Annotated in this window: 4 protein-coding genes; 3 read left to right on the top strand and 1 reads right to left on the bottom strand. The window is 48.7% G+C overall.

Features of this window, described 5'->3' with window-relative positions; genetic code table 11:
* The first annotated feature begins 392 nt into the window (after positions 1-392).
* The 3 genes from ACYVIY_RS14050 (at position 393) to ACYVIY_RS14040 (ending at position 5,841) form a co-directional block, all read left to right on the top strand.
* Positions 393-1,622 (top strand): metallophosphoesterase family protein, encoded by a 1,230-nt coding sequence (locus ACYVIY_RS14050; RefSeq protein WP_460976981.1) that lies wholly within the window; start codon positions 393-395, stop codon positions 1,620-1,622.
* Positions 1,619-4,705 carry an AAA family ATPase gene (locus tag ACYVIY_RS14045; protein WP_460976980.1) on the top strand — a complete coding sequence of 1,029 codons (3,087 nt, stop codon included), beginning with the start codon at positions 1,619-1,621 and terminating at the stop codon, positions 4,703-4,705. The genes ACYVIY_RS14050 and ACYVIY_RS14045 overlap by 4 nt, the downstream gene beginning before the upstream one ends.
* Before the next feature lie 110 nt (positions 4,706-4,815).
* A complete protein-coding gene (locus ACYVIY_RS14040; RefSeq protein ID WP_460976979.1) occupies positions 4,816-5,841 on the top strand; it encodes an alkaline phosphatase D family protein in 1,026 nt (341 codons plus the stop codon).
* Between the two features lie 75 nt (positions 5,842-5,916).
* On the opposite strand, the gene ACYVIY_RS14035 is transcribed toward ACYVIY_RS14040, so the two are convergent.
* Positions 5,917-6,741 (bottom strand): enoyl-ACP reductase FabI, encoded by an 825-nt coding sequence (locus ACYVIY_RS14035; protein WP_460976978.1) that lies wholly within the window; start codon positions 6,739-6,741, stop codon positions 5,917-5,919.
* Between the last annotated feature and the right edge of the window lie 78 nt (positions 6,742-6,819).

The raw sequence follows: 6,819 nt of genomic DNA, 5'->3' as shown, positions 1-6,819 counted from the left end.
TGCTTTGTCAAGCGAAACCGAAAAATAATTTTCATTTGTTTTTCGGTGTTGTCTTTGCCGAGCGGGTCAGGTGTGGTTTAGGCCGTTCTGACGGGTGTTCTTCCCGGATTTGGGACTGCAAAGGTAGGCACTTGCCCACCCTTTGTCAAGACCTCATTTCAAAATAGATAATGTCAAATCATGTAGACAAGCAGTAACTGGCCGCACATCAGTTAGTTACTGTTTTAAAATTGTTTAAACTTTTTTCGGAAGACCGTAATGATGCTTCATCCTAGCTTAGTATTCATGTTAAATACGCGTCGAAAGTGGGGTTGTGAATCGTTTTGCAGGTACTATAGGTTATATTGCATCCTTCTTTTTGAAAACGGTTGAACTGACGGTTGACATAAGCCATGAAGATATTACATACGGCAGATTGGCATTTGGGGAAACGACTGCAAGATTTCCAGCGGCTTCAGGAGCAGCAGAACGTACTGGATGAAATTGTACAGATTGCCGATCGTGAGCAGGTAGATCTGGTACTAGTTGCCGGCGATTTGTTCGATACGTTCAATCCTGATCCAAAAGCGGAAGACTTATTATATAGTACGCTTAAGAAACTAGCCGCCGGAGGAAGTCGCCCAGTAGTAGCCATTGCTGGTAATCACGATAATCCAGACCGTATCGAAGCGCAGGATCATTTTGCGCGTGAATGCGGAATTATATTCGCTGGCTTTCCTAAAACCGAGGTTCATTCGTACGAATTAAGCTGCGAAGCCAAGCTGTTACGTTCAGCACCGGGTTTTGTGGAGTTAAAGCTGCCTCGACATGCCGCTCCAGTACGTATCATTCTAACACCTTATGCCAACGAAAGCCGAATGCGGTCTTACTTCGGAATGACTAGCTTTGGTGATGAGTTAAGGCAGGAGCTGCAACAGCACTGGACGACGTTGGCAGATTCCTATATGGATAAGCAAGGAGTTAATCTGCTTATGGCGCATTTGTTTGTGATGAAGCGAGGGGGTGAACAACCCGAGGAGTCGGATGATGAGCGAAGCATTTTGCAGGTTGGTGGCGCGTCGGTAGTATATACGGACATGATCCCCGCTCAAGTTCAGTACACGGCATTGGGTCACTTACATCGCTATCAGGAAATTGCGGGTGGTACCGGTCCAGTTGTCTATAGTAGCAGTCCACTGGCTTATAGTTTCGCGGAAGCCGACCAACAGAAGTACGTAGTTTTGATTGACGCTAAGCCTGGCAAACCTGTGGTCGTTACGCCTAAGCCTTTAGAAGCAGGAAAACGGTTGTTACGTCCTAAATTTAAACGGGTGGATGATGCCGTTGACTGGCTCAAGCAAAACCCTGACTGTTACGCGGAGATTACGCTGCAAACACCAACCTATCTGACCAGTGAGGAGCGTCGTCAGCTCCAGCAGGCGCACGAGTCGCTGGTAACGATTATTCCGGATGTACGTGATACTACAGAAGATACCGAAGAGGAGTCGGCTCCCGCCATTGACCTGACACAAAGCATAGAAACGCTGTTTGGCAATTATTTTAAGAATAAGAATAAAGGCCAGGAGCCAAATGAAAGGCTTCAGCAATTGTTCAAAGAGATTTTAGCAACTGAACCTGAATGATACCTATTAAGCTGTCGATTCAAGGGCTTTACTCGTACCAGGAATTACAGGAAATCAATTTTCAGCAACTGATTGGATCGAGTGTCTTCGGCATCTTCGGGAAGGTTGGCAGTGGAAAAACGTCCTTGCTGGAAGCGATCAGTTTTGCCTTGTATGGGGAAACCGAACGACTCAACAGTCGGGATAATCGCCAGTACAATATGATGAACCTGAAATCAAAGCATTTGAAAATTGACTTTGAGTTTCAGGCCGGTCCCGAGCAGCAGGTCTATAAATTCATTTACGAAGCCAAGCGGCACCCGAAAAAACACCACGAGATTACGCCCGGCGAACGGCGGATGTTTATAAAACAGGAAAACGACTGGCATCCGATCGGTAATGAGAAGGAGGACATTTCCGTTCTGTCGAAACAAATTCTAGGGCTAGACTACGACAACTTCAAGCGTACCATCATTATTCCGCAGAACCAGTTTCGCGAATTTCTGGAACTGAGTCCGCGCGATCGTACGGAGATGATGAACCGGTTGTTCAAGCTGGATCAGTATGATCTGGCGAGTCGGGTTAATAAACTGTCGAAGGCAAACGACGAACAGCTTTCAGAATTGCGTGGCCTGCTCAGTCCGTTGGAGAACGTAACACCGGAAGCCATTGACGAAGCAAAGACGGCGATAGCCGCCATCCTAGAGCAACTCGTTATTCGGGACGATCAGATTAAGCAGATAGAGCCCGACGAAAAGCGCTTACTGGAGAGTGAAACACGAAGCAAAACCCTGGCGCAAACCCAACAGGAGCTTACTAATCTGCTTTCAGATGAGCCGACGTATCGTCAGCTCGAACAAGACATCGCTCTGTATGAATCGTGTCGACTGATTTTTCAGTCTGATTTTGCCAACCTCGACAAACTGCTTGGTAAACGAACAAAGCTAACCGACGATCAGCGAGCGGCACAATCGGAGTTCACTGCGGTAACGAAGCAGTTAACCGGTTTACGGAGTCAGTATGAGGCTGCTAAGCAGGCTTACGAGAGCCGGGAAGAGATTCAGCAAAAAATTGATGAACTGGACACAGTTCAGTTGATTAGGACGCTTCAGCAAGGCATTAGCCAACAGGTGCAGAACCGGGACGTTCTGAAAAACCAGCTCGAACGGCAAACTGATCAGATCGAGAACTATAAAGCGGGCCGCAAGGAACACCAGGCTGTTCTGGATGCTGCGCTCGGTCAAACGTCTAATCTGGAACGGCTTTATGAAGTAAAGAACTGGTTTGCTTTGTATAGACCGCTGAAAGAGCGCGCCGATGATTTACAAAAAGTGATTGAGAACTACGACGCGACGGTTGACCAGCTCAAGCAGCAGAAGAACGAAGCTTTAGTGAGCTTTCCCCCCGAATGGGCAGGATTCACCCTGAAAACGTTGCCCGCTCAGATTGAAGAAGCGCTGGTCCAGTTGAAGGGGATTCGGGAAGAACGCGAAGCAAAACACCAGCAGGTGTTGGTACAGGATGAAATTCGCAAGTACGCCGATGCGCTGAGTGATGGCCAGCCCTGCCCGCTTTGTGGTTCTGAACATCATCCGAACCGCCACAAACTCAACCCCGACGATACGGACGTTGAGCGAAGCAAAGCTGCGTTGAAGAAAGTAGTCCAACGTATTGATGATACCACTACGCTTCAACTAACGATCAATGAACTGGCAACGAAACTACGTAGCGAACTGGAGAACGGTAAACGGCTGACTCAGGAACGTACGGAGGTCGTCAGGCAGTTGACTGAACATGAAGATAAGTTCATTTGGCCTGAGTTCTCGAAAGATCAGGAAAGTCACGTAACGGAATCTATTCAAAACGAAAGCGCCGTTCAAAAACAGCTTCAGGATGCGCAGCTAGCGATCAAGGATCTGAATACGTTGATTGACGAAGCGGAAGCTACACACAAGAAGCAGTCCGAGAAAGTAACTGACGTAGAAAAGGCAATATCGGGTCAGGAAGGTGAATTAAAAAGAGCGCTTCAATCGCTGGAGCATTTTAAGCTGGATGAAGTCGAAGATTGGGGATTAGGACAGATTGCGGACATGCGCGAATCGTTAAGCCAAACCTACAATCAAACCAAGCTTAACTTCGATGACGCCGAAAAACAAAAAGGTAAGGCTGAAAAATCTTTGGCAACCACCGAGGAACAGGTTCAACAAATTAAGAAGCAGCTCGCCGAAATTGATATTGAGATCGATGCGCTTGAACTACGTATTAACCAACATCTGACGGATAAAGGCTTAGGTCGGGAACAAGTCGAAAGCATTATACGATCCGAACTCGACACGGATCATGCAAGGCGACGGATTAAAGAGTACGATGAGAAACGCAGCGTACTTCAGCAACAGATCGAAACGCTGGAAACCGAGCTTTCCGAACACCCCTTCGACCCAATTGCTTTAGAAACTGTACAAGCACAGTTGCAGTCGCTGAAAGCGGAAAAAGATACGCTGAACAAAGAGCACGGCCGGGCGTCGACTATATTGACTACGCTCGAAACCCAGTGGCAGCAGAAGCAGGATCACCAGAAACGGTACGATGAACTGGACCTTCGGCGGCAGGATTTAAAGAAAATGGACGAAATGTTCCGGGCGCAGGGCTTTGTGAACTACGTTTCGTCCGTCTACCTCAAAAACCTGTGTGAATCCGCCAACGAGCGATTCTTTAAGCTGACGAACAACCAACTTAAGCTGGAATTAGACGAGAAAAACAATTTTCAGGTGCGGGATTACCTCAACGGCGGGGAAGTTCGTAGCGTGAAAACCTTATCGGGTGGACAGACTTTCCAGGCATCGCTATCGCTGGCGCTGGCCCTATCCGACAATATTCAGCACCTGACCAAGGCCAAGCAAAACCTGTTCTTCTTAGACGAAGGTTTCGGTACGCTCGACAAAGACGCCTTGCAGACCGTGTTCAAAACCCTAAAAGCGTTACGTTCCGAAAACCGCGTAGTAGGCATTATCTCGCACGTGGAAGAGCTTCAACAGGAAGTTGATACGTTCATTCGGGCTGAGGCTACGGAGAATGGAAGCCGAATCGTGGCAAGCTGGCACTGATCCGGTTCGTTTATCTCTGTTGTTATAATTCTCTGTTAACAAATGGCCTGATACATCCGAAAATAGAGCGTCAGTTTTATTTTTATGAGATCAAAAACGAAGATGTTCTCATGAAACTAGTTTCTACTCTTAGCCTCATCGGTTGCGTATTGGTTAGCGGTTGCCGTACAACGACGCCAACGACAAACGTCGCCGACACGCAATCAAAACCCGTTACTACGATTGCGTTCGGGTCATGCAGCGATCAGAAGCGTCCGCAACCGCTCTGGGATGACATTGTTGCCAAAAAGCCAGACGTCTGGATATGGCTCGGCGACAACATCTACGGCGATTCGGAAAACATGGATACGCTCACGGCCAAGTACGCTCGCCAAAAATCGAATCCGGTTTACCAGCAGTTACGTCAGTCGGCGTCGGTGGTCGGGGTATGGGATGACCACGACTACGGTGTCAATGATGGAGGCAAAGAATATCCCCGCCGGAAAGAGAGCCAGCAGCTGATGCTCAATTTTCTGGACGTACCGGCTAACAGCCCATTACGTACGCAGGAGGGAGCCTACTCCGCTCATGTGTATGGGCCCAAAGGGCAACGCGTGAAAGTGATTTTGCTGGATGGCCGGTACTTCCGCGATCCTCTGAAGAAGAACGGCAAAGCCAACGTACCTGATCCATCGGGCGACATGCTCGGAGAAACGCAGTGGCAATGGTTGGAGCGACAGTTAACCAACTCCGATGCCGACATACATATTATTGGCTGCGGCATTCAGTTTCTGCCCGAAGAACACGTGTCCGAGAAATGGGCCAATTTTCCGACTTCCCGTCAACGCTTCTTCGACCTACTCAGCAAAACCAAGCCCAAAGGTGCTATGCTTATCAGTGGCGACCGACATATTGCAGAGGTTTCGAAAGTGCGCCTACCGGGTTTGAATTACGACCTGTACGATATTACCAGCAGTGGTCTCACGCACGTTTCGGCCCCGCACGAAGAACCAAACCGCTACCGTGTGGGTGACATGGTGGCGAAGCTGAACTATGGATTAATTTCTGTCGACTGGAACGCCAAACCGTTACGTGCCGTCATTACGATCAATGGCGACAATCAGGCAACGTACCTTACCCAAGAAATCAAGTTTTGATCAGCGCTCTACCGATTCTCTAAAAATGAAGAAGCCTTGTGAGATCCACAAGGCTTCTTCGTTTTTACGTTCTATCTACTGAGGTTGCTCTTTGTTAATTAGCTCCATCACTTCTTCGGAGATACCAGTCATTGAGAAACCGCCATCGTGGAACAGATTCTGCATGGTGACCATCCGGGTCAGGTCGGAGAACAACGTAATGCAATAGTCGGCACACTGATCGGCAGTAGCGTTGCCCAGCGGTGCCGTCTTGTCGGCGAACTCGAAGAACCGGTCGAAACCACCGATGCCGCTACCAGCCGTTGTCGGCGTTGGCGATTGCGACACCGTATTGATACGTACCTTCCGATGGCGACCGTACCGATAGCCAAAGCTCCGGCCAACCGATTCGAGCAGGGCCTTCGCATCGGCCATATCCGTATAGAACGGGAACGTCCGCTGAGCCGCCATGTATGTCAATGCTACTACAGATCCCCATTCGCTGATGGCGTCCAGTTTGTAAGCTGACTGAAGCATCTTGTGGAACGAGATAGACGATATATCGAGCGTTTGCTTGAGCCACTCGTAGTTCAAGTCCGTATAAGCACGTCCCTTACGAATGTTTGGGCTCATGCCGATGCTGTGCAGAACGAAGTCAATTTTACCACCCAGCACTTCCTGCGACTTTGTAAATAGGTTGTCGAGGTCTTCCATCGACGTAGCATCAGCCGGAATAATTTCGGCGTCGGTTTGCTCAGCCAACCGCTTGATTTCGCCCATTCGCATAGCGATCGGCGCATTCGTTAGTGTAATTGTGGCGCCTTCTTCTTTTGCTTTCAGAGCAATTTTCCAGGCGATTGAGCTTTCATTTAGGGCACCGGAAATGATGCCGCGTTTTCCGTTTAGTAGTCCGTAAGCCATAGGTTAATGTGGTTGTTCGATTGTTTCATTGTTTGACTGTTTGGTTGGCCGCAACAACCGAACGAACAGCCGGACAAC

This window comes from Spirosoma knui, from assembly GCF_054780635.1.
Note: the sequence above shows the minus strand (reverse complement) of the source record. Positions and strands in the feature narration are given on the sequence as shown.